The 17,868-nt window shown below is 74.6% G+C and carries 16 protein-coding genes; 8 read left to right on the forward strand and 8 right to left on the reverse strand.

The window, feature by feature from the left end; translation table 11 throughout:
- Window positions 1-29: 29 nt before the first annotated feature.
- The 4 genes from KDL28_RS23865 (at window position 30) to KDL28_RS23880 (ending at window position 3,332) form a co-directional block, all read left to right on the forward strand.
- On the forward strand, window positions 30-554 hold the full coding sequence (locus tag KDL28_RS23865) for a DUF6328 family protein (RefSeq protein WP_252441717.1): 525 nt from the start codon (window positions 30-32) through the stop codon (window positions 552-554).
- 159 nt (window positions 555-713) lie between these two features.
- Complete coding sequence (locus KDL28_RS23870) at window positions 714-1,298, forward strand: hypothetical protein (protein ID WP_252441718.1); 585 nt, start codon at window positions 714-716, stop codon at window positions 1,296-1,298.
- Window positions 1,295-1,831: an OmpA family protein gene (locus KDL28_RS41665; RefSeq protein ID WP_252441719.1), complete on the forward strand. Its 537-nt coding sequence runs from the start codon at window positions 1,295-1,297 to the stop codon at window positions 1,829-1,831. The genes KDL28_RS23870 and KDL28_RS41665 overlap by 4 nt, the downstream gene beginning before the upstream one ends.
- A 109-nt stretch (window positions 1,832-1,940) precedes the next feature.
- Entirely contained in the window at window positions 1,941-3,332 is a 1,392-nt protein-coding gene (locus tag KDL28_RS23880) for a WS/DGAT/MGAT family O-acyltransferase (RefSeq protein WP_252441720.1), read from the forward strand.
- A 102-nt stretch (window positions 3,333-3,434) separates the two neighbouring features.
- Here the strand turns inward: KDL28_RS23880 and KDL28_RS23885 are convergent, their stop codons facing one another.
- Together KDL28_RS23885 and KDL28_RS23890 are read right to left on the reverse strand one after the other, a co-directional pair.
- A complete protein-coding gene (locus tag KDL28_RS23885; protein WP_252441721.1) occupies window positions 3,435-4,013 on the reverse strand; it encodes an acyltransferase in 579 nt (192 codons plus the stop codon).
- Between the two features lie 110 nt (window positions 4,014-4,123).
- The gene (locus KDL28_RS23890) at window positions 4,124-5,122 is read right to left on the reverse strand and encodes a polysaccharide deacetylase family protein (protein ID WP_252441722.1); all 999 of its coding nucleotides are present in this window, start codon (window positions 5,120-5,122) and stop codon (window positions 4,124-4,126) included.
- Window positions 5,123-5,218: 96 nt separating this feature from the next.
- On the opposite strand from KDL28_RS23890, the gene KDL28_RS23895 reads away from it, so the two are divergent.
- On the forward strand, window positions 5,219-6,184 hold the full coding sequence (locus tag KDL28_RS23895; RefSeq protein ID WP_252441723.1) for an NAD-dependent epimerase/dehydratase family protein: 966 nt from the start codon (window positions 5,219-5,221) through the stop codon (window positions 6,182-6,184).
- Window positions 6,181-7,356, forward strand: coding sequence for a glycosyltransferase family 4 protein (locus tag KDL28_RS23900; RefSeq protein ID WP_252441724.1), 1,176 nt, complete (start codon window positions 6,181-6,183; stop codon window positions 7,354-7,356). Before KDL28_RS23895 ends, KDL28_RS23900 begins: the two co-directional genes overlap by 4 nt.
- Before the next feature lie 451 nt (window positions 7,357-7,807).
- On the opposite strand, the gene KDL28_RS23905 is transcribed toward KDL28_RS23900, so the two are convergent.
- The 4 genes from KDL28_RS23905 to KDL28_RS23920 all read right to left on the reverse strand — a co-directional run bounded on the left by KDL28_RS23905 (window position 7,808) and on the right by KDL28_RS23920 (window position 13,087).
- Complete coding sequence (locus KDL28_RS23905) at window positions 7,808-8,935, reverse strand: glycosyltransferase (protein WP_252441725.1); 1,128 nt, start codon at window positions 8,933-8,935, stop codon at window positions 7,808-7,810.
- Between the two features lie 11 nt (window positions 8,936-8,946).
- On the reverse strand, window positions 8,947-11,034 hold the full coding sequence (locus tag KDL28_RS23910) for an O-antigen ligase family protein (RefSeq protein ID WP_252441726.1): 2,088 nt from the start codon (window positions 11,032-11,034) through the stop codon (window positions 8,947-8,949).
- A 107-nt stretch (window positions 11,035-11,141) separates the two neighbouring features.
- Window positions 11,142-11,897, reverse strand: coding sequence for a hypothetical protein (locus KDL28_RS23915; RefSeq protein WP_252441727.1), 756 nt, complete (start codon window positions 11,895-11,897; stop codon window positions 11,142-11,144).
- Between the two features lie 20 nt (window positions 11,898-11,917).
- Window positions 11,918-13,087 (reverse strand): glycosyltransferase family 4 protein, encoded by a 1,170-nt coding sequence (locus KDL28_RS23920; RefSeq protein ID WP_252441728.1) that lies wholly within the window; start codon window positions 13,085-13,087, stop codon window positions 11,918-11,920.
- A 14-nt stretch (window positions 13,088-13,101) separates the two neighbouring features.
- On the opposite strand from KDL28_RS23920, the gene KDL28_RS23925 reads away from it, so the two are divergent.
- Complete coding sequence (locus KDL28_RS23925; protein ID WP_252441729.1) at window positions 13,102-14,145, forward strand: hypothetical protein; 1,044 nt, start codon at window positions 13,102-13,104, stop codon at window positions 14,143-14,145.
- Window positions 14,146-14,150: 5 nt separating this feature from the next.
- On the opposite strand, the gene KDL28_RS23930 is transcribed toward KDL28_RS23925, so the two are convergent.
- Window positions 14,151-14,729 carry a serine O-acetyltransferase gene (locus tag KDL28_RS23930; RefSeq protein ID WP_252441730.1) on the reverse strand — a complete coding sequence of 193 codons (579 nt, stop codon included), beginning with the start codon at window positions 14,727-14,729 and terminating at the stop codon, window positions 14,151-14,153.
- Entirely contained in the window at window positions 14,729-16,213 is a 1,485-nt protein-coding gene (locus tag KDL28_RS23935; protein ID WP_252441731.1) for a lipopolysaccharide biosynthesis protein, read from the reverse strand. Before KDL28_RS23935 ends, KDL28_RS23930 begins: the two co-directional genes overlap by 1 nt.
- 133 nt (window positions 16,214-16,346) lie before the next feature.
- On the opposite strand from KDL28_RS23935, the gene KDL28_RS23940 reads away from it, so the two are divergent.
- Entirely contained in the window at window positions 16,347-17,672 is a 1,326-nt protein-coding gene (locus KDL28_RS23940; RefSeq protein WP_252441732.1) for a glycosyltransferase family 4 protein, read from the forward strand.
- The last annotated feature ends 196 nt before the right edge of the window (window positions 17,673-17,868 follow it).

Here is a 17,868-nt window from a genome sequence, read left to right on the forward strand (position 1 = left end):
GATCTCGACACCACCGGAGGGAGGCGACGGTGACCCAGCTCGACTCCGACGCGGCGCCGGTGCCGGGAGACGACGCCTGGAACGCCGAGCAGCGCGACGAGGGTCCGCTGCGCCGCGCCGACCGCAACTTCGCCGAGCTGCTGCAGGAACTGCGGGTGGTGTTCACCGGCGTGCAGATCCTCTTCGGCTTCCTGCTCACGTTGTCGTTCAGCGCGCGTTTCGACGCGCTGGACCCATTCCAGCACGCCGTGTTCATGGTGACGCTGGTCTGCGCCGCGGTCAGCTCGACGCTGCTGCTGGCCCCGGTGGCCGCGCACCGGACCCTGTTCCAGCGCGGGCTCAAGCGCGAGCTGGTGGCCAGCGGGCACCGGTTCGCGATCGCCGGGCTCACCGCGCTCGCGGTCACCCTGTCGTCCGGGTTGTTGCTGGTCCTGGACATGGCGATGGGCCGCGGTTGGGCGCTGGGCGCCACCGGCGCGCTGCTGGCGCTGTTCGCCGCGACCTGGCTGTGGGTGCCGCTGCGGCTGCGCCGCGGGCACGGCACGCTCGACTGAGATCGGACCGGAGCGAATTTCGGAATCAGGCGCTGCGTAGTACTACGGTGATTCTGGCCGGAATGCGTCAGATGCCGTCCCCGACCACCGCGTGCCCCTAGCCTGGCCGTCGAGGGGGAACGGGGAATGGCTGTGCGAACAACGGTGTCATCAACAGCGGTGTCGATACGGGGGGTGCGGCTGCTGGTCGTGCTGGTGGCGGGCCTCGCGCTGGTCGGGTGCACGCAGGCGGTCGGCGGCGGAGGGGCGAGCGCCGACGGCCCGGCGACTGCGGCCGGCGAGCCGGTCGCCGAGCTGCCCGTGCTCAGCTCGCGCTACGCGGTGGACGAGACCGACGGGCAGCCCGTCGCCGTGCGCGTCGACCTGAACGAGGTGCGGGTCATCGAGCAGGTCCTGCAGGTCACCTTCACCGCCCGCAACACGAACGCGCCCGCCCGCGGCGACGCGCCGCCGGGCCGCTGGCAGGTGGCCGACTTCTTCGGCGACGGCGTCGCCGCCGCCGACGCCCTGGACGCCGTCGACGGCGTCTACGTCGTCGACCCGGTGCACACCACCCGCCACCTGCCCGGACGCAACCCGGACGGCCAGTGCCTGTGCAGCGGCGGGCTCACCGACGTGTCCGTGCTGCCCGGCGACGGCGCGGTGCTCACCGCCACCTTCGCCGCGCCCACCCCCGACGTCCAGGTCGTCAACGTGCACGTGCCGCGGGTCGGGGAGTTCACCGGGGTCCGGGTGGAGCGGTGAGGGCCGGGCGCTGGGTCGCCGCCGCCGCGATCGCCGCGGCGGTGGCCGTCGCCGCGCCGGCCACCGCGCCGGCCGGCGGCCCGGACGGCGACGTGCGGATCGACCCGCCGCTGGTCAAGCCGAACGCGGTCTACCCGGTCGAGGACATCGTGTTCCCCACCGCGACCGCCGACGGCGCCGTGGTCGAGGGCGGCGGCTCGGTTCAGATGTCCGCCGATGTCATGTTCGCCTTCGACCGCGCCGAGCTGACCCAGCGCGCCCGCGACGAGCTCGCCCGGATCGTGCCGATGCTGCAGGCCGCCGGCTCGACCCGGGTCGAGGTCGTCGGCCACACCGACGACCGCGGCGCCGACGACTACAACCTGCTGCTCTCGCAGGCCAGGGCCGACGCCGTGCGCGCGGAGCTGGCCGCGGCGCTCGGCCCGGCGGTCGCGGTCACCGCCACCGGCAAGGGCGAGACCGAGCCCGTCAGCGACAACGCCACCGAAGCCGGCCGCTCACTCAACCGGCGGGTCGAGATCGTCTACGCCTGACCGGCCGCGTTGCGATCACTCATCCGCGCTCGTAATTTCGGGTGGGAGCGGCTCGGCGCGGCGCGTCCGGTCGGCGTACCTCGACGGCGAGGAGCGGATCGTGGACCGGATGAGCGCGACGGACGCCGGGTTCTTCTTCGCCGAGGGCGAGAACACCCCCATGCACGTGGGTTCGGTGTCGGTGTTCGAGGGGCCCGCGCCCACCTACGGCGACCTGGTCCGGCTGCTGCTGGGCAAGCTGCCCCAGGTGCCGCGCTACCGCCAGCGGGTGCGCACCGTCCCGCTGCACCTCGGTCGCCCGCTGTGGGTCGACGACGAGCACTTCCAGATCCTCTACCACGTCCGGCACACCGCGGTGCCCCGCCCGGGCAGCGCCGAGCAGCTGCGCAACCTGGCGGGCCGGGTCCTCGGGCAGCGCCTGGACATGGCCAAACCGCTGTGGGAGGTGTGGCTGGTCGAGGGGCTGGCCGACGACCGCTGGGCGATCATCTCCAAGGTCCACCACTGCATGGTCGACGGCGTCGCCAGCACCGACCTGCTGCAGCTGATCTTCGACGTCGACCCGGACGCCCCGCACCCGGAGCCGACCGGGTGGACGCCGGAGGCAGGCCCGTCGTCGGTGGCCACCCTGGTCGGGGGCGTGCGGGAGCTCGTCGAGCAGCCGGTGCGGCAGCTGACCGGCAGCCTGCGGCACGCCGCCCAGGACCCCGCCGACCTGCTGCGCCGCGGCCGCGCGCTGGGCTCGCTCGTCCCCGGCCTGGCCCGGCGGATCAGCACCCCGACCCCCCGCTCGCTCAACGGCCCCATCGGCCCGCACCGGCGCTGGGTCTGGGTCGACGCCACCCTCGACGAGGTCAAACGGGTCCGGCGGGCGCACGGCGGCACGGTGAACGACATCGTGCTGGCCGCCGTGACCACCGGCTTCCGCGACCTGGTGGCCGCCCGCGGCGAGCTCGCCGACGACGTGGTGGTGCGGACCATGGTGCCGGTCTCGGTCCGCCGCCCCGGCGAGCACGGCGTGCTCGACAACCAGATCTCGGCCGTCTTCGTCGACCTCCCGGTCGCCGAACCCGACCCGCTCATCCGGCTCGCGTCCCTGCGCAGGCAGATGGACGAGCACAAGCGGCTCATGGGCGTCGTCGACGCGCGCAGCATCATCGCGATGGGCGAGTTCGTCGCGCCGACCCTGATGGCCGTGGGCACCCGGGCCGCGGCCCGCACCAGCCAGCCGTTCATGCAGGTCACCACGACGAACGTGCCCGGCCCCCGGCGCCCGCTGTACGTGCTGGGCCGGCAGATGCAGGCCCTGCACGCCTACGTGCCGATCAACATGGGCAGCCGGGTCTCGATCGGGATCTACTCCTACCTGGGCGCGCTCACCTTCGGCGTCAACGCCGACTTCGACGCCTTCCCCGACGTCGACGTGCTGGCCGACGGCATCCGCGAGGGCCTGGCCACCCTCGCCGACCCCACGGTGAGCCCCGTCCGCCGGGCGACCTGACCCTCCCGCCTGGCCCTGTCGTCGTCGCAGGGTCTTCGTACCCGGCGCAAGGCCCCAGGGGTCTGCGCCGGGTAGGCGGCCTCTGCGACGTGCGTCGGCCGGTCAGATGCGGCGCCAGCCGTCGGGGATGTCGAGCTCGCGCAGGACCTTGGCCGGGGTGCCGCCGGCGACGACCTTGGCCGGGACGTCGCCGCGGACGACCGACCCGGCGGCGATCACCGAGTGGTCGCCGATGGTGGTGCCGGGCAGGACGGTGACGCCGCGGCCGAGCCAGACGTCGTCGCCGATCGTGATGGGGGCGACCCGGCGCCCGCGGCCCGGCTCGATCTGGTGCATGTCGTCGTCGACGATGCTGACCAGCGGGCCGACCAGCACCGAGTCGCCGATGACGATCCGCTCGCCGGCCACGATGTCCACGCCGTAGTTCAGGAAGCAGCCGGTGCCGATGCGCAGCTCGGCGCCCGCCCGCACCTCGATCTTGGTCGGGAACGGCATCCCGTCGATCGTGAGCGCGCGGCCCAGGTGCAGCGCGCCGGAGTTGGCGATCCGCACCTTCCCGCGGATGCGGGGCGGGGACGCGCAGCTGGTGGCCCGTCGGGCCGGTCCGAGCAGCCCGCGCACGGCGGGCACGACCTCCCCCGGCTGGGCCAGCACCGTGCGCGCCCGGCTCACCAACGACATCGCGACCGCCCTCCACCCCGACCACCGTCAACATAGGACCAACCCGTCGAGAACGAACCTGTCGCCGGTTTGAATCGATTCAAACGACAACGAGTTCGTTCTCGACGGGGTCAGGCGTAGCGGCGGGGGGCGCCGAAGACCGCCGGGAGGGCGGCGGTCGCGCGGATGACCGTGGCGCTCTCCCCGAAGACCCCGACCCGCCGCACGTCGAACGGGTCGGTGCCGCGGCGGCCGTTCAGCCCGCCGCAGAAGCTGTACGCCCGCCGCACCCCGGCGGCGCGCAGGGCGTCGCGGGTGGCGTCGTCGAAGCTGTCGGAGGCGCCGACCGGGTAGGCGAACGTGTCGACGTCCTCGTCCAGCTCCTCGCGCAGCCTGCCCATCGACTGCGACACCTCGACGCGCTGCGCCTCGGCGTCCAGTGTGGACAGGATCGGGTGGGTGACGGTGTGCCCGCCCACCTCCATGCCGTCGCGGCGCAGCCCGCGCACGTCGTCCCAGCTCATCCACCGGTCCTTCGCCTCGCCGACGTCCGGGCGCTCGCGGCCGGTGACGCCGGACAACCAGTCGAGGAACTCCTCGCCGCGCTCGCCGGCGCGCGCCTTGTAGGCACCGTTGAGGAGCCTGCGGACGTCGTCGGGGGAGTGGCCGCTCGGGTCGAGGCCGTCGGGCAGCCACTCGCACGGGGCCAGGCCGTCGGCCGGGACGCCGCGGGAGAGCCAGGCGATCTCGTCCCACCAGGCGTGGCGGGGGTGGTCGACGTAGCCGGTGGTGACGAAGAACGAGCCGGTCACCCCGTGCGCCGCGAACACCTGCGCGGCCAGCAGCTCGTCGGCGTAGCCGTCGTCGACGGTCAGCGCGATCCGCCGGGACGGGCGCCCGTCGCGCAGGTCGGCCGAGCCGGCCGCGACGATCTCGAACCGGTCGGCGAGCAGCCCGACCTGGGTGTCGAGGTCCTCGACGGTCGCGCTGAACAGGTCGGGGTCGTCGAGCTCTGTGGGCCGGCCGATGCGGTGGTAGTTGAAGACCAGCAGCCCGCGCCAGGACAGCCGGGCGAGTCGGTCGAGGCCTGCGGTGCACAGGAGCGCGGCGAGCTTCTCGGTGCGCGACATGGCGCCATTATGGGCGGCTGTCCGGTCGGTGACGTTCGGCTATCCGGGCAGGTGAGGTGCGTCTTACCGGACGGACACAGCACTAGGGTGTGGCCCGTGCGCGCAGTCGTCACCGGCGGGGCCGGTTTCATCGGATCGACCATCGTGGACGCCCTCGTCGCGGACGGCACCGAGGTGCTCGTCGTCGACGACATGAGCCACGGCTTCCCGGCCAACCTGGAGGCCGCGATCGGCGGCGGGGGCGCCCGGCTGGTCGAGCTGGACATCCGCGACGGCGAGCGGCTGACCCGCGAGGTCACCGCGTTCGCCCCCGACCTGGTGTTCCACCTGGCCGCCCAGATCGACGTGCGGACGTCGATGGTCCAGCCGGCGCGGGACGCCTCGGTCAACATCGTCGGCTCGCTCAACGTGTTCACCGCGGCCGCGGCGGCCGGGGTGCGCCGGGTCGTGAACACCTCCACGGGCGGGGCGATGTACGGGGTGGCGGAGGTCGTGCCGACCCCGGAGACCGAGCCCCCCGCGCCGATATCCGGGTACGGGATGAGCAAGAACACCGCCGAGCGCTACGCCCGCTGGTTCGGCGAGCACCACGGCCTGGACGTGGCCACCCTGCGCTACGGCAACGTCTACGGTCCCCGCCAGGACCCGCGCGGCGACGCCGGAGTGATCGCGATCTTCTGCGGCGCGGTGCTCGACGGCCGCCGTCCGACGATCTTCGGCGACGGCACGCAGACCCGCGACTACGTCTTCGTCGGCGACATCGCCGCCGCCAACCTGGCGGTGGCTCGGGCCGAGAACCTGACCCACGACGTGTTCAACGTCGGCACCGGGCAGGAGGTGTCGCTGCTGGAGCTGGTGGCGGCGATCGCCGAGGCGGCGGGTGTCGACCCGGCCGACTTCGTCCCGGTGCACGAGCCGGCGCGCGACGGCGAGCTGCTCCGCAGCTGCCTGGACGTCTCCCGGGCGCGGGCGGACTTCGGGCTGGCCCCGCCCATCGAGCTGACCGAGGGCCTGCGCCGCACGCTCGACTGGGTGCGCGCGCTCCCGCCCGTCACCGCGTGAGCGCCGCCCGCAGGATCGCGTTCGTCGAGTTCTCGCCGTCGGGCGGGCTGTTCCAGTTCGCCGTGCAGCTGGGGGAGGCGCTCGCCGAGCAGGGCCACGACGTGCACCTCTACACCGGTCCGCGCCCCGAGCTGTCGGCCCGGCACCCGGGCTTCCGCATCCACGCCGCCCTCCCGACGTGGCACCCCCTCGACGAGAAGCCCCGCGGCCCGCTGCTGCGCAAGGCCCGCCGGGTGGTGCGCGCCGGGCAGCTGGTGCTGGCCTGGCTGGTGCTGCTGGCCCGGCTGCGCCGCGACCGCCCGGACGCGGTGTTCTTCTCGACCTGGCGCTTCGCCCTCGACGCGCTCGGCGTGCTCGCGCTCGACCGCCTCCTGCCGCGCACCCTGCTGGGCATCGTCGCCCACGAGCCCCGGGTGATGACCGACGCCGACACCACGAAGGCCAAGGCGGGCCCGGTCTTCGACCGGGCGCTCCCGGCCGCGTGGCGGGCGATGGACCTGTGCTTCACCCTCGGCGACGAGGCCCGCGACCGCCTGCTCGCGCACTGGGAACCGAGCGGCCCGGTGGTCGTCATCCCGCACGGCGACGAGTCGGCCCTGCGCGGCGACGCCCCCGTCCCCCCGGTCTCCGAGACCCGCCCGGTGGCCCTGTTCTTCGGCCTGTGGACCGCCTACAAGGGCCTCGACGTGCTGCTGGAGGCCTGGCCCGCCGTCCGCGCCGCGGTCCCCGACGCCGAACTGGTGGTCGCCGGCGCGGTCGGCGGCGCCGACCAGGCCGGCATCGAGGCCAGGGCCCGCGTGGCCGGCGGTGTGACCACCCGCCCCGGCTACGTCCCGAACACCGAGATCCCGACCCTGTTCGGGTCGGCCCGGGTGGTGACCATCCCGTACCTGCGGGCGAGCCAGAGCGGCGTGGCCCACCTGGCCTTCACGTTCGAGCGCCCGGTCGTGGCCACCACGGTCGGCGACATCCCCAAGGTCGTCCGGGACGGCGTCTCGGGCCTGCTGGCCCCGCCCGGCGACGCGCCCGCCCTCGCCCAGGCCCTCATCGCGCTGCTCTCCGACCCGGAACGGTCCGAGCAGCTCGGCCGGGCCGGGGCCGCCTGGCTGGCCGAGACCTCGTCGTGGGCTTCTGTTGCTCGGCGCTTCTCCGAAGGGCTTTCTCAGGTGTGAACGCGCCTCCTTCGAGGGCTGCACAGGGGCCTCCGGCGGCTCCTGCGCGGAGGGCGATCTCTGATCGAGCAGGGGTCGCTCCCCTGCCCTCACATCGGCCCCGGAGGGCAGCACGAAAGCGCTGACCCCCGCCGGCCTGGCATGGCTGGTCATTTTCCGAGGTGTGGCGGGGGCCAGCGGCCGTCCCCAGCGCCAGCCCCTGGGAACTCGCGTCAGAAGGAACAGGAAGCACGATCGAGCACGCAGGTAGGCGAGAACAGCGAGCACCCGCCGGTGGTCGGACGAACCGGCGCGCGATCGCGGCGCCCATCCGGGCCGTCGCGGCCGAGCACGGCGCGACCGCCGGGACCGTCGACACGGACAGCGGTGCAGATCGCGGCCGTCGCGAGCCTCTTCCGGCGCTTCGCGCGCTGCGCCGTTCACCCCTCGCGATCGCCGGGGCCCGGCAGGACTAACGACCCGCGAGCGCCCGATCGTAGACGGCGCGCAGCCGCTCCACCCATCCCCGCGCCTCGAACCGCTCCAGGAACACCGCACGCCCCGCCGCCCCGAGCCGTGTCCGCAGCGCCGGATCGGTGGCCAGCTTCTGGACCGCCGACGCCACCGCGGCGGGCTCGGTCGGGGCGATGAGCCCGGTCTCCGGCGTGACGATGTCCGGGATGCCCCCGACGTCGGTGGCCACCGCGGGAACCCCGACGGCCAGCGCGTGGATCAGCGTCGTGGGCAGGGCGTCGGCCAGGCTGGTGTGCAGCACCAGGTCGGTCGCCCCGAGCAGCACCGGCACGTCGTCGCGGTAGCCGAGGAACCGCACCCGCCGCGCCAGGCCCGGGTCGGCGGCCACCCGCGACTCCAGCTCGGCGCGCAGCGGCCCGTCGCCGGCCAGCGCCACGGTCACCGGCAGCTCGGGGTCGAGCCGCGCGATCGCGTCGAGCAGCAGGTGGTGGCCCTTCTCCGGGCGCATCAGCGACGCGGAGCCGATGAGCAGGCCGTCGTCGGGGACGTCGAGCTCGGCCCGGATGCGGGCCCGGTCGGCCGCGTCGGGCACGCCGGGGTCGGCCACGCCGTTAGGCAGGACCTCGACGCCCTCCGTCGTCCCCGACAGCTGCTGGTACCAGCGCATCTGCGAGTGCGAGACGGCGAGCGTGCGGGTGGCGAAGCGGCGCCGCCCGAGCAGCCCGGCGGTGCGCTTGTAGCGGGCCATCCGGGTGGCCGGCGCGTCCTCGATGACGTGCAGCGTGGACACCACCGGCACCTTCAGCCGCGCCCCGGCGAGCGCCCCGACGAGGTCGGCGTGCTTGAGGTGGGTGTGGATGACCTGCACCTGGTAGCCGCGCAGCACCGCGGTGGCCCGGGTGACCGCGCGCGGGTCCCAGCGGTCCAGCTCCAGCTGGACGACGGGGAAGCCCAGCGACGCGAGGGTGCGCGCGTGCACCGGGTCGGGGTGCGGGGAGAGCCCGAGGAACACCGGGTCGAGCCCGCCGGCGTCGGCCGCGGCGGCCAGTTCGACGAGCACGTTCTCGGCGCCGCCGGGACCGAGCGAGTGGATCAGGTGGGCGACCCGCAGCGGGCTCTGGGACATCGGCGTTCCCCTCATCGGGTCTGTCGGCGGGCCAGCCGCAGCACGGCCAGGCAGAACAGCAGCTCCAGGACGACCGCGCCACCGGCCAGCAGTAGCGCCTGCCGCGGGAAGACGCGCTCCACCTCGACCTCGGCCGGGGACACCTCGACCATGTCGTACTGGCGGTCGGCGCCGTACTGGCGCAGCGCGGACGGGGCCGCGGCGATGGCCGCGTCCACCCTGGCCTTCGCCTCCTGCTCGCTGCCGCCGGTGCCGACGAAGGCGACCAGGCCGGTGGCCGGTTCCGCGTCGACCTTGAGCACCGAGCGGGACTGCTCGCCCTGGATCATCGCCGCGTAGGCGGGCATCACCGGCCGTCGCGACCGGATGTCCAGGCCGTAGGAGTAGTAGGTGCCTGCCGCCGGGACGAGCGTCTGGGTGGCGCGGGCGGTGTAGGTGAGCTCGCTGAGGTTGTAGAGGATCGCGCCGCCCACCGCGGCCCCGGCGACGACCAGCACCGCGCTCACGCCGAGCCCGGTGCGCAGCCCGCGCGTCGCCGTCCGGGCGGCGACGAGCGCCGACCCGCTCGGCGCGTACTTCTCCCTGGTCAGCGTGTAGAGCAGCCCGGTGAGCGCCAGCACCACCCACAGCGTGCGGACCAGCGACAGGTGCAGGAACAGGCTGGCCAGGGACCACGCCACCACCGCGGCGAGGGTGGCCGCGGCCAGCGCCCTGGTGGGCGCGCCGTCCGGCCCGTCGCGCGGCGCCCCGGCGAGCCGGACGATCGAGCGCACCGACAGCAGCAGGCAGCCGCCGATCAGCACGATCCAGCCGGCCAGCCCGACGACCCCGGTCTCGGACAGGATCTCCAGGTAGAGGTTGTGCGTGGCGGTGGTGACGCCGATGAGCAGGTCGGGACGGCGGGCGGCGTAGTCGTCGAGCTCGGAGGCGAAGGTGGCCAGCCCGGTGCCCAGCAGCGGGTGCTCCCGCCAGATCTGGCCGGCGATCTGCCCGGCCACACCGCGCTCGACGATCGAGGGGTCCTTGGAGTAGGCCGGGGCGTCCTCGAAGGCCTCGCTGACGTTGACGAGCCGGTCGCCGATGCCGGGCAGCAGCAGGACGAAGGCCAGCACGGGCAGCGTCAGCAGGGCCCGCTTGCGCACCGTCGGGCCGCTGGCGATGACCCAGACGATGGTCGCGACGGCGGCGGTGATGAGGGTGCCGCGGGACTGGGTGAGGTAGACGGCCCCGAGCAGCAGCGCGATCGACACGACCCAGCCGGTGGCGGGCAGCCCGCGCTTCGCGGCGACGGCCCGGTGGGCCAGCGCCAGCGCCATCGGCAGCCCGAGGATGAGCACCCGGCCCCAGAAGTTGGAGTCCTCCATCGGGCCCGCGTAGCGCGGGGTGGTGGTCATCTCGCCGAGGGCCTTGCTGATCCGGGCGAACCCCCAGAACCCCTCGGTCTCCTGCAGGAACAGCTGGTTGAGCACGGTCATCGCGGCGATCGCGACGAGCGGCAGCACGATCATCGCGGCGACCGCCCACGGCCGCTCGACGAGCCGGGCCAGCACCAGGACGAGCACCAGGAACAGCCCGTCGACCCACAGCTCCTGGACCTTCTCCGCGGTCGCCGCGGCGTCGGAGCTGATCAGCACGGCGGGCATGACGGCCGCGATGTAGACGGCCAGCAGCACCGCGGGGGCGCGCGGCACCGAGGCGAGCCGGGCCCGGTTCTCCGCGGAGCGGGTGGCCACGAGGGCCGAGAGCAGGCCGACGCCCAGCAGCGGGGTGAAGACGCCGGGCAGCCCGTGGGCCACGAGCACGCCGCTGACGTTGGCGAACTCGCCGACCACCAGCAGCGCCAGCGCCACCGCGGGCACCAGCACGGCGGCGATCACCAGGGCGACGGCGAGGATGGCGGCCACCACCAGGGTGGCCGTCGAGGTGCCGACGAACAGCGCCAGCAGGACGAGCGAGCCCAGCGCGACGAGCAGCGTGCCGCCGCCCAGCTCGACCCGGCGCCGCTCGATGGCGGGCGCGCCGCTGAAGGGCAGGGGCGGGAGCGCGATGCTCACCGTGATGCCGCCGGTGGTCAGCGGTCCGGGACCGGGGGAGCTCATCGCATTCCCTCGCTGCGCTCGGTCAGCGCTGCGCGGAGGTGCTGTGCTGATGGTTCGCGCGCGAGCTCGCTCACGACCCCTCCGGCGGGTGCGCGGTCACGGCCGGCTCAGGGCCGCTGGTGCGGGGACAGCGGGGCGGCACCGGGGCGCAGCCCGGCGGGCGGGCGACCGGGAGGGCCGTCCTGGCGGTGCGGGGCGGGTGGGCGCTGCGGGGCGGGCCCGGGTCGCAGCCCGCCGCCCTGGCCGCCGCCCCCGAGCGGGCTCGCCGCCGCGGGCGCGGTCCCGGAGCCGCGCCTGCGCACGAACAGCACCGCCGCGCCCGCCCCGACGACCAGCCCGGCCAGCCCGGCCACCGCGACGACCTGCGAGTCGGGCGTGGTCTGGGAGACCGCGGTGCCCTGCGCGGGCTGCACGACCTGCAGCACGAACGGCCCGGACACCGACTGGGCCAGCGGGGTGGCCTCGGTGACCGCGGCGGTGACCGCGGCCTCGGCGGCCTGCGCCGACGGCGCCTCGCCGCCCACGGTGATCAGGGTGGTGTCGGTGACGACGCCCGCGGTGATCAGCACGGCGCCCTCCTCGACCCCGGCGGCCTTGGCCGCGCCCGCGGCCCAACGGGGCTGGTCGAGCACCTCGGCGGCGATCCGCGGGGCCTGGCCGCGGGCCAGCGCCTCCCAGTAGTTGGAGATCTCCTCGGCGGGGACGTCCGGGCCGGGCAGCAGCGCCAGTTCCATCTCGGCGCGGAACCAGGGCTTGCCCGTGCGCGCGAGGTAGAGGCCGACGGCCACACCGACCAGCGCACCGACGATGCCCAGCAGGGCGATGATGGCTGCGGCGCGCACGTTGAGCTTCGTGCCGGGCATGCGGTGACTCTCCTGTCCGTTCACGGAGCCACTGCTCCGCGGGAGGTGGGCGACGGCCCGGTGATGGCGTCGGTGTAGAGCTCGGCCAGGTTGCGCACCCAGCGTCGCAGGTCGAAGCGGTCCTCGGCCAGACGCCGGCCGGCCGAGCCGTACCCGGTCCGCCGATCGGGGTCGAGCAGCAGTTCGACGACGGCGTCGGCGAGGGCATCGGGGTCGCCGGGCGGGACCAGCAGCCCGGTCCGCCCGTGCTCGACGGTCTCGGCGGTGCCGCCGACCGTCGTGGCCACGACGGCCAGCCCGCTGGCCGCCGCCTCGATCAGGGTGGTGGGCAGCGCCTCGGTGAGCGAGGGCAGCAGCGCCATGGTGGACCCGGCGAGGATCTGCGGGACGTCGGTGCGCGAGCCGGCGAAGACGACGCCCGCACCGGCCGCGGCGCGCAGGGCGGCCTCGTGCGGGCCGTGCCCGACGATCAGCAGCACCGCGCCGGGGACCTTCTCCCGCACGCGCGGCCAGGCGCGCAGCGCGACCTCGTGGCCCTTCGGCTCGCGCAGCGCGGCCACCACGGTGACCACCGGCGCGCCGGGCGGGACGTCGATGTCGGCGGGCAAGGCCCTGGTGCCGTCGGGGGTGAAGCGGCTGAGGTCGACGCCGTTGTGCAGGACCCGCCAGGTCTTGCGGCGCGGCGGCACGACCTTGGCGCCTGCGGTGCGCGCGGCCTCGGACACCCAGACCAGCGCGGCGCCGCGCTCGGCCGAGCGGACCCACAGCCACTCCTTGATCCGGTCGGCGCGCGGCTGCCACGGCGGCGGCTCGTGGTGCAGCGTGGTCACGCACGGCACCCCGGCCAGCCGGGCGGCCGGCGGCACCAGTATCCCGGCGTAGCCGAGGTGGGCGTGCACGACGTCGCAGCCGGACTCCCGGATGGTGCGGCGGATCTTCCACAGGGCGGCCGGGTCGAGCAGCCGGTGCACGCCGATGAACCGCGGGTCGAGCCCGGCGTCGGTGAGCAGCGGGAGGGTGACCGACCGCTCGGGCGTGCGCGGCCCGAGGCAGGCCACGGACAGGTCCAGGCCCGCCTCCGCGGCGACCCCGTTCAACGTGGCCAGCAGCAACTCCGCACCGCCGTACCCGAAGTTGTCGATGACGTGCAGGATCTTCACGACCGCCCCCGCGTGTACTCGCTCGGCCACAGGAGAACGTTGCGATGCAGTTCGATACGACCGCACGTCCCCGACGGCGCCGCGTGCTCGCCGAGGCGCTGCCGCTGCTGCTGGCGGTGGCCTGCACCGCCTGCGCGACGACCACCCCGGGTCGGGCGTCGGCCCCGCCGCCGCTGCCCACGTCCGCGGAGTTCTTCGCCGGGCCGGACACCATCTGGCGCACCCCGGTGCCCGACGCCCCCGTCTTCGACGAGCGCTCCGACAGCTACGTGGCCGGGTTCGCCGGTCCGCCGCCGGTGGTGGCGATCCGCAACTTCACCGCGCCGGTCTTCGTCGCCGACGAGAGCACCGCCCGCTACCGGATCGCGCCGACCGCCGAGTACGCCACCCCGGAGGCGACCCTGGAGCGGGTGCCGATCCCGCCGAACGCGCTGGCCGACCCGGCCGACGACGGCCACCTGGCCGTGCTGGACACCACGACGGACTGCGTGTTCGAGATGTACCGGGCGAAGCGCGACGGCTCCGGTGGCTGGACCGCGGAGTGGGTCAACGCCACCCCGGCCGACGGCGACGGCATCTACCCCGACGGGCTGGCCACCCGGGCCAGCGGCTTCTCCATCGCGGCCGGGCTGATCTGGCCGGAGGAGCTGGTCGCCGGCCGCATCGACCACGCGCTGGTGTTCGCCTACCCGGCCACCCGCGCGGGCGACCCGGTCTTCCCGGCCACCCGCAGCGACGGGCGCACCGACGGCCCCGACACGCTCCCGATCGGTGCGCACGTCGTGCTCGACCCGGAGCTCGACCTGGGCGCGCTGGGCCTGTCGGGCCCGGAGCTGACGATCGCGACCGCCCTGCAGGAGTACGGCATGTACCTCGCCGACTCCAGCCGCGGGCTGAGCCTGTTCGCGGTGCACCCGCAGAGCTACCCCTACGACCCCTACGAGGAGGCGCTGGGCGCGGGCGACCTGACCTACTTCGGCATCGAGAAGATCCCGTTCGACCGGATGAAGGTGCTGGAGCTGGGCGAGGAGGTGACGCCCTACAAGGGCCCGGTCACCCCCAACCGCTGCTCCGACTCCGCCCGCTGACCCGCTCACGACCGGACCCCGGAGGGGTTGAGCACGTCGGCGGGCACGTCGGAGCGGACGACGACGGCGGGGTTGCCGGCGACCATGCTGCCGGCCGGCACGTCCTTGGTGACCACGGCGCCGCCGGCGATGCGGGCACCGCGCCCGATGGTCACGCCGCCGACGATGATCGCGTGCGGCCCGATCCAGACCTCGTCGGAGATCACCGGGTAGCCCGTGGTGCGGCTGCCGTCGGCGGCGATGCGGTCGCCCTGGCCGAGGGTCACGCCGTGGAACAGCGAGACGTCGGCGCCGATGACGGCCTCGGTGTTGACCACCGCGCCCCAGCCGTGGAACAGCCGGAAGCCCGGGCCGACGCGGGTCTTCCAGGGCAGGTCGACGGCGGCCTTCGCGCTGGCCACGCGGTGCGCGAGGATCGCGGCCACCAGCAGCGGCCTCGACCCGGAGGCCTGCGCGGCCTGGCACAGCCGCAGGGTCAGCACGACGCGGAAGGTGCGCTCCAGCAGCACCGCGCGCAGCAGGCGGGCCCGCGAGTAGCCGCCGGAGTAGCGGATCACGTCGGCGTGGACGAGGTCGCGCAGCATCAGACTGCCTCCGTCTGCGGGGTGCGGCGGTCGCGGATCATGGTCAGGGCGGCGGCCGGCAGCTGCGGGGCGAGCACCCGCAGCGCGGCGGCGTAGAGGATCACACCGATCGCGAACCCCGCAAGCAGCCGGACGGCGGGCGGCCAGCCCGGCACCAGCAGGAGCAGGCCGTAGACCGTCCCGGCCATCAGCGCGGCGGCGAGCACCGGCCCCCACAGGGCGGCCACGTGCTGGCGGATGGTCACGCCCAGGACCGTGCGGACCATGCTCAGCCGCACGACGGTCAGCAGGCCCTCGACCGCGGCCATCGCGATCGCGACCCACAGCGCCGAGTGGTGCGCCGCCCAGAGGACCACCGGGACCAGCACCACCAGCTTGAGTGCGCCCAGGCCGGTGAGCAGGCCGGGTCTGCCCAGCGACTTGTAGACGTCGCCGGCGTGGAAGTTGATCGAGTAGACGACGGTGAACACCGACAGCGCGGCGGCGATGCCGGCGGCCGGGGCGAACTGCTCGCCGTAGAAGACCGCCACGACCTCGGTGGACACCGCGGCCAGCCCGAGGCCGATCGGGGCGCTGAGCGCGACGACCGTGCGGACGGTCTGCAGGTAGCGCGCGGCCAGTGCGGGCTTGTCGTCCTGCAGCCGGGAGAGCGCGCTGAACAACACGTCGCCGACGACGGCGCACAGGTTGATCACGACCAGCTCGGGGAGCCGGTAGGCCAGCGTGTAGTAGCCGAGCTCCTCGGCGCCGAGCAGCCGGCCGATGGCCGCCGTGGGGGTGTTGAACACGGCGAACGTCAGGAACGCGACGGCGGTGACCGGCAGTCCGAACTTCAGCAGCGCCACCGCCAGCCCCCGGTCCAGGCCCAGTCGCAGCGAGGTGCGCCCGAGCACCCAGTAGCCGACGGTGGTGACCAGGCTGCCCGCGAGCTGGGCCCAGACCAGGCTCCACACGCCGCCGCCGGCGGCGGCCAGCCCGATGGCCACGGTCGCCTTGAGCACGGCGCCCGCGACCTCGGGCAGCAGCCGCCCGCGGTAGTCCAGCCCGCGGCGCAGCGCCGCCATCGGCAGCACGCTCAGCGCGGAGATGACCAGCGCGATCGCCAGCACCTGCACGATCGGGGTGAGCCGGGGGTCGCCCAGCAGCACGGCGGCCACCGGGGCCAGCGCCGCGGCCAGCCCGCCGATCAGCACGCCGGAGACCAGGGTCAGCGTGGCCCCGGTGGGCGCCACCTTCGACCACGGCTCGGGGCGCTGCACCAGCGCGACCCCGATCCCGAAGTCGCGCACGAAGTCGAACATCGTCATGACCAGCAGGGCCAGCGCGAACAGGCCGAAGTCGGCCGGCCCGAGCAGCCGCGCCAGCACCACGGTCATGATCAGCGTGGTGGACTTGCTGAGCGCGAAGACGACGTAGTTCCAGCCCGCCTGGCGGCCGAACGTGCGGCCGCCCTGGGGCTCGGGCGCGCTGGGCTGGGAGGGCATGGTCGTAAGTAGACCGCCGGGGACCGGTACCAGGGCACTGTCGAACCGGTAACAAGACACTAACCGGGGACGCCACAAGACCTGTACTCCGCGGCGATTACCGGGAAGGCCGCAGGTCGTGATGCTTCTCGGCATGAGCAGCAGCGCCCTCACCAGCACCTCGTCGGTGGCGATCCTCAGCGTCGTCAACCCGTACCCGGCCGACTCGGGCAAGAAGGTCGTGCTGGACGGCGTGCTGCGCCACCTGAGCGACCGCCTCGGCGTCGAGAACGTGCACTACCTGCTGATCGGTGGCAAGGCAGAGGAGGTCCGGGCCGACTTCCCGGCCACCGTGCACCTGCTGCCCGCGCCCTCGGCCACGGAGAAGCTGACCGCCCTGCTGACCCGGGTGGCCACCGGCCGCTCCAGCCTGCAGGAGGCGCTGACCCGCTCCGGCACCGTCGCCCGCGCCATCACCGACAAGCTCGGCGAGCTGGACGCCGACCTGGAGGTCTACGACACCGTGCGGGTCGGCCAGTACGCGCCCGTGGGCGGCACCGCCCGGCAGATCTGCTACCTCGACGACCTGTTCTCCGAGCGCTACCGGATGATGCGCGAGCGCATGAGCAGCCACCCCGAGCTGGCGATGAACCCGCTGGGCACCTTCGCCGAGCACGTCCCCGGCCCGCTGCGCACGCTCGTCGACTCGACGCTGGTCCAGCGCGTGCTGCTGGCCTTCGAGCAGCGCATGATCGCCCGCAGCGAGGTCGCCGCGGCCCGCCGCTTCGACCGCTGCCTGCTGGTCAACGCCCGCGAGTGCCGGTCGCTGGCCGAGCGCGCCTACGTCGGCTACGACGACGTCGTGGCGATCCCGCCGGTCGTGCGGGCCCGCGGCCGGCGCGACTTCCGCGGCGCCCCCGAGTTCGTGTTCCTGGGCCTGCTCAGCCAGCCGTGGAACGAGGACGGTCTGCGCAGCTTCGTCGAGCAGGTCTGGGAGCGGCTGCGCAGCCGCCGCCCCGACGCCCGGCTGCGCGTGATCGGCCGCGAGGCCCCGCAGTGGCTGCTCGACCTGGCCGCCGCCCAGCCGGAGAACGTCGTCGTCGAGGGCTACGTCGAGGACCTGGACGCCGCGCTGGCCGGCGCCGCCGCGATGCTCAACCCGGCCCGCTTCGGCACCGGCGTCAAGATCAAGGTCATCGAGGCGCTGGGCCGCGGCGTGCCGGTCGTCAGCACCCCGCTGGGCGCCGACGGCGTGGCCAGCGGCCGCGGCACCGGCGTGCTGACCCCGGCGGACGTCGAGTCCACGGTGGACGAGCTGGTCCGGCTCTGCGACGTCGAGGAGAACCGGCGCGAGTCGGACGCCGCCCTCGCCCACCACGCGCGGCGCTACGGCCGCGAGGCGGCCTTCGCCGCCTACGACGAGGCGTTCGGGCTGACCGCGGTCCGCCCGGCCGCCGCGCAGGACCCGGCGGCGGCGTGAGGGGGACCGCCGCCGGTGGGGCGGTGCCGGACCGGCTCGGAGGGGAGCCCGGTCCGGCACCGTCGCCCGGGCGAACGGCGCGCTCGACCGCTCCCGTGGGCCGAGCGCGCCGTTCGCCCGCTGGGGACCGGGGGTGTGCGGGGCCATGATCTCGTCGGAGCCATCCCGATTCGTCCACAGTGGCAAAAAGGGGGGT

The organism is Pseudonocardia humida (genome assembly GCF_023898865.1).
In the GTDB taxonomy this organism is placed as follows: Bacteria; Actinomycetota; Actinomycetes; order Mycobacteriales; family Pseudonocardiaceae; genus Pseudonocardia; species Pseudonocardia humida.

Bases quoted from the DNA above. Each gene is read 5' to 3' on its own strand.
- KDL28_RS23880 (WP_252441720.1), top strand. From the start codon at position 1,941: ATGAGCGCGACGGACGCCGGGTTCTTCTTCGCCGAGGGCGAGAACACC.
- KDL28_RS23885 (WP_252441721.1), bottom strand. From the start codon at position 4,013: ATGTCGTTGGTGAGCCGGGCGCGCACGGTGCTGGCCCAGCCGGGGGAG.
- KDL28_RS23890 (WP_252441722.1), bottom strand. From the start codon at position 5,122: ATGTCGCGCACCGAGAAGCTCGCCGCGCTCCTGTGCACCGCAGGCCTC.
- KDL28_RS23905 (WP_252441725.1), bottom strand. From the start codon at position 8,935: ATGTCCCAGAGCCCGCTGCGGGTCGCCCACCTGATCCACTCGCTCGGT.
- KDL28_RS23910 (WP_252441726.1), bottom strand. From the start codon at position 11,034: ATGAGCTCCCCCGGTCCCGGACCGCTGACCACCGGCGGCATCACGGTG.
- KDL28_RS23915 (WP_252441727.1), bottom strand. From the start codon at position 11,897: ATGCCCGGCACGAAGCTCAACGTGCGCGCCGCAGCCATCATCGCCCTG.
- KDL28_RS23925 (WP_252441729.1), top strand. From the start codon at position 13,102: ATGCAGTTCGATACGACCGCACGTCCCCGACGGCGCCGCGTGCTCGCC.
- KDL28_RS23930 (WP_252441730.1), bottom strand. From the start codon at position 14,729: ATGCTGCGCGACCTCGTCCACGCCGACGTGATCCGCTACTCCGGCGGC.
- KDL28_RS23935 (WP_252441731.1), bottom strand. From the start codon at position 16,213: ATGCCCTCCCAGCCCAGCGCGCCCGAGCCCCAGGGCGGCCGCACGTTC.
- KDL28_RS23940 (WP_252441732.1), top strand. From the start codon at position 16,347: ATGAGCAGCAGCGCCCTCACCAGCACCTCGTCGGTGGCGATCCTCAGC.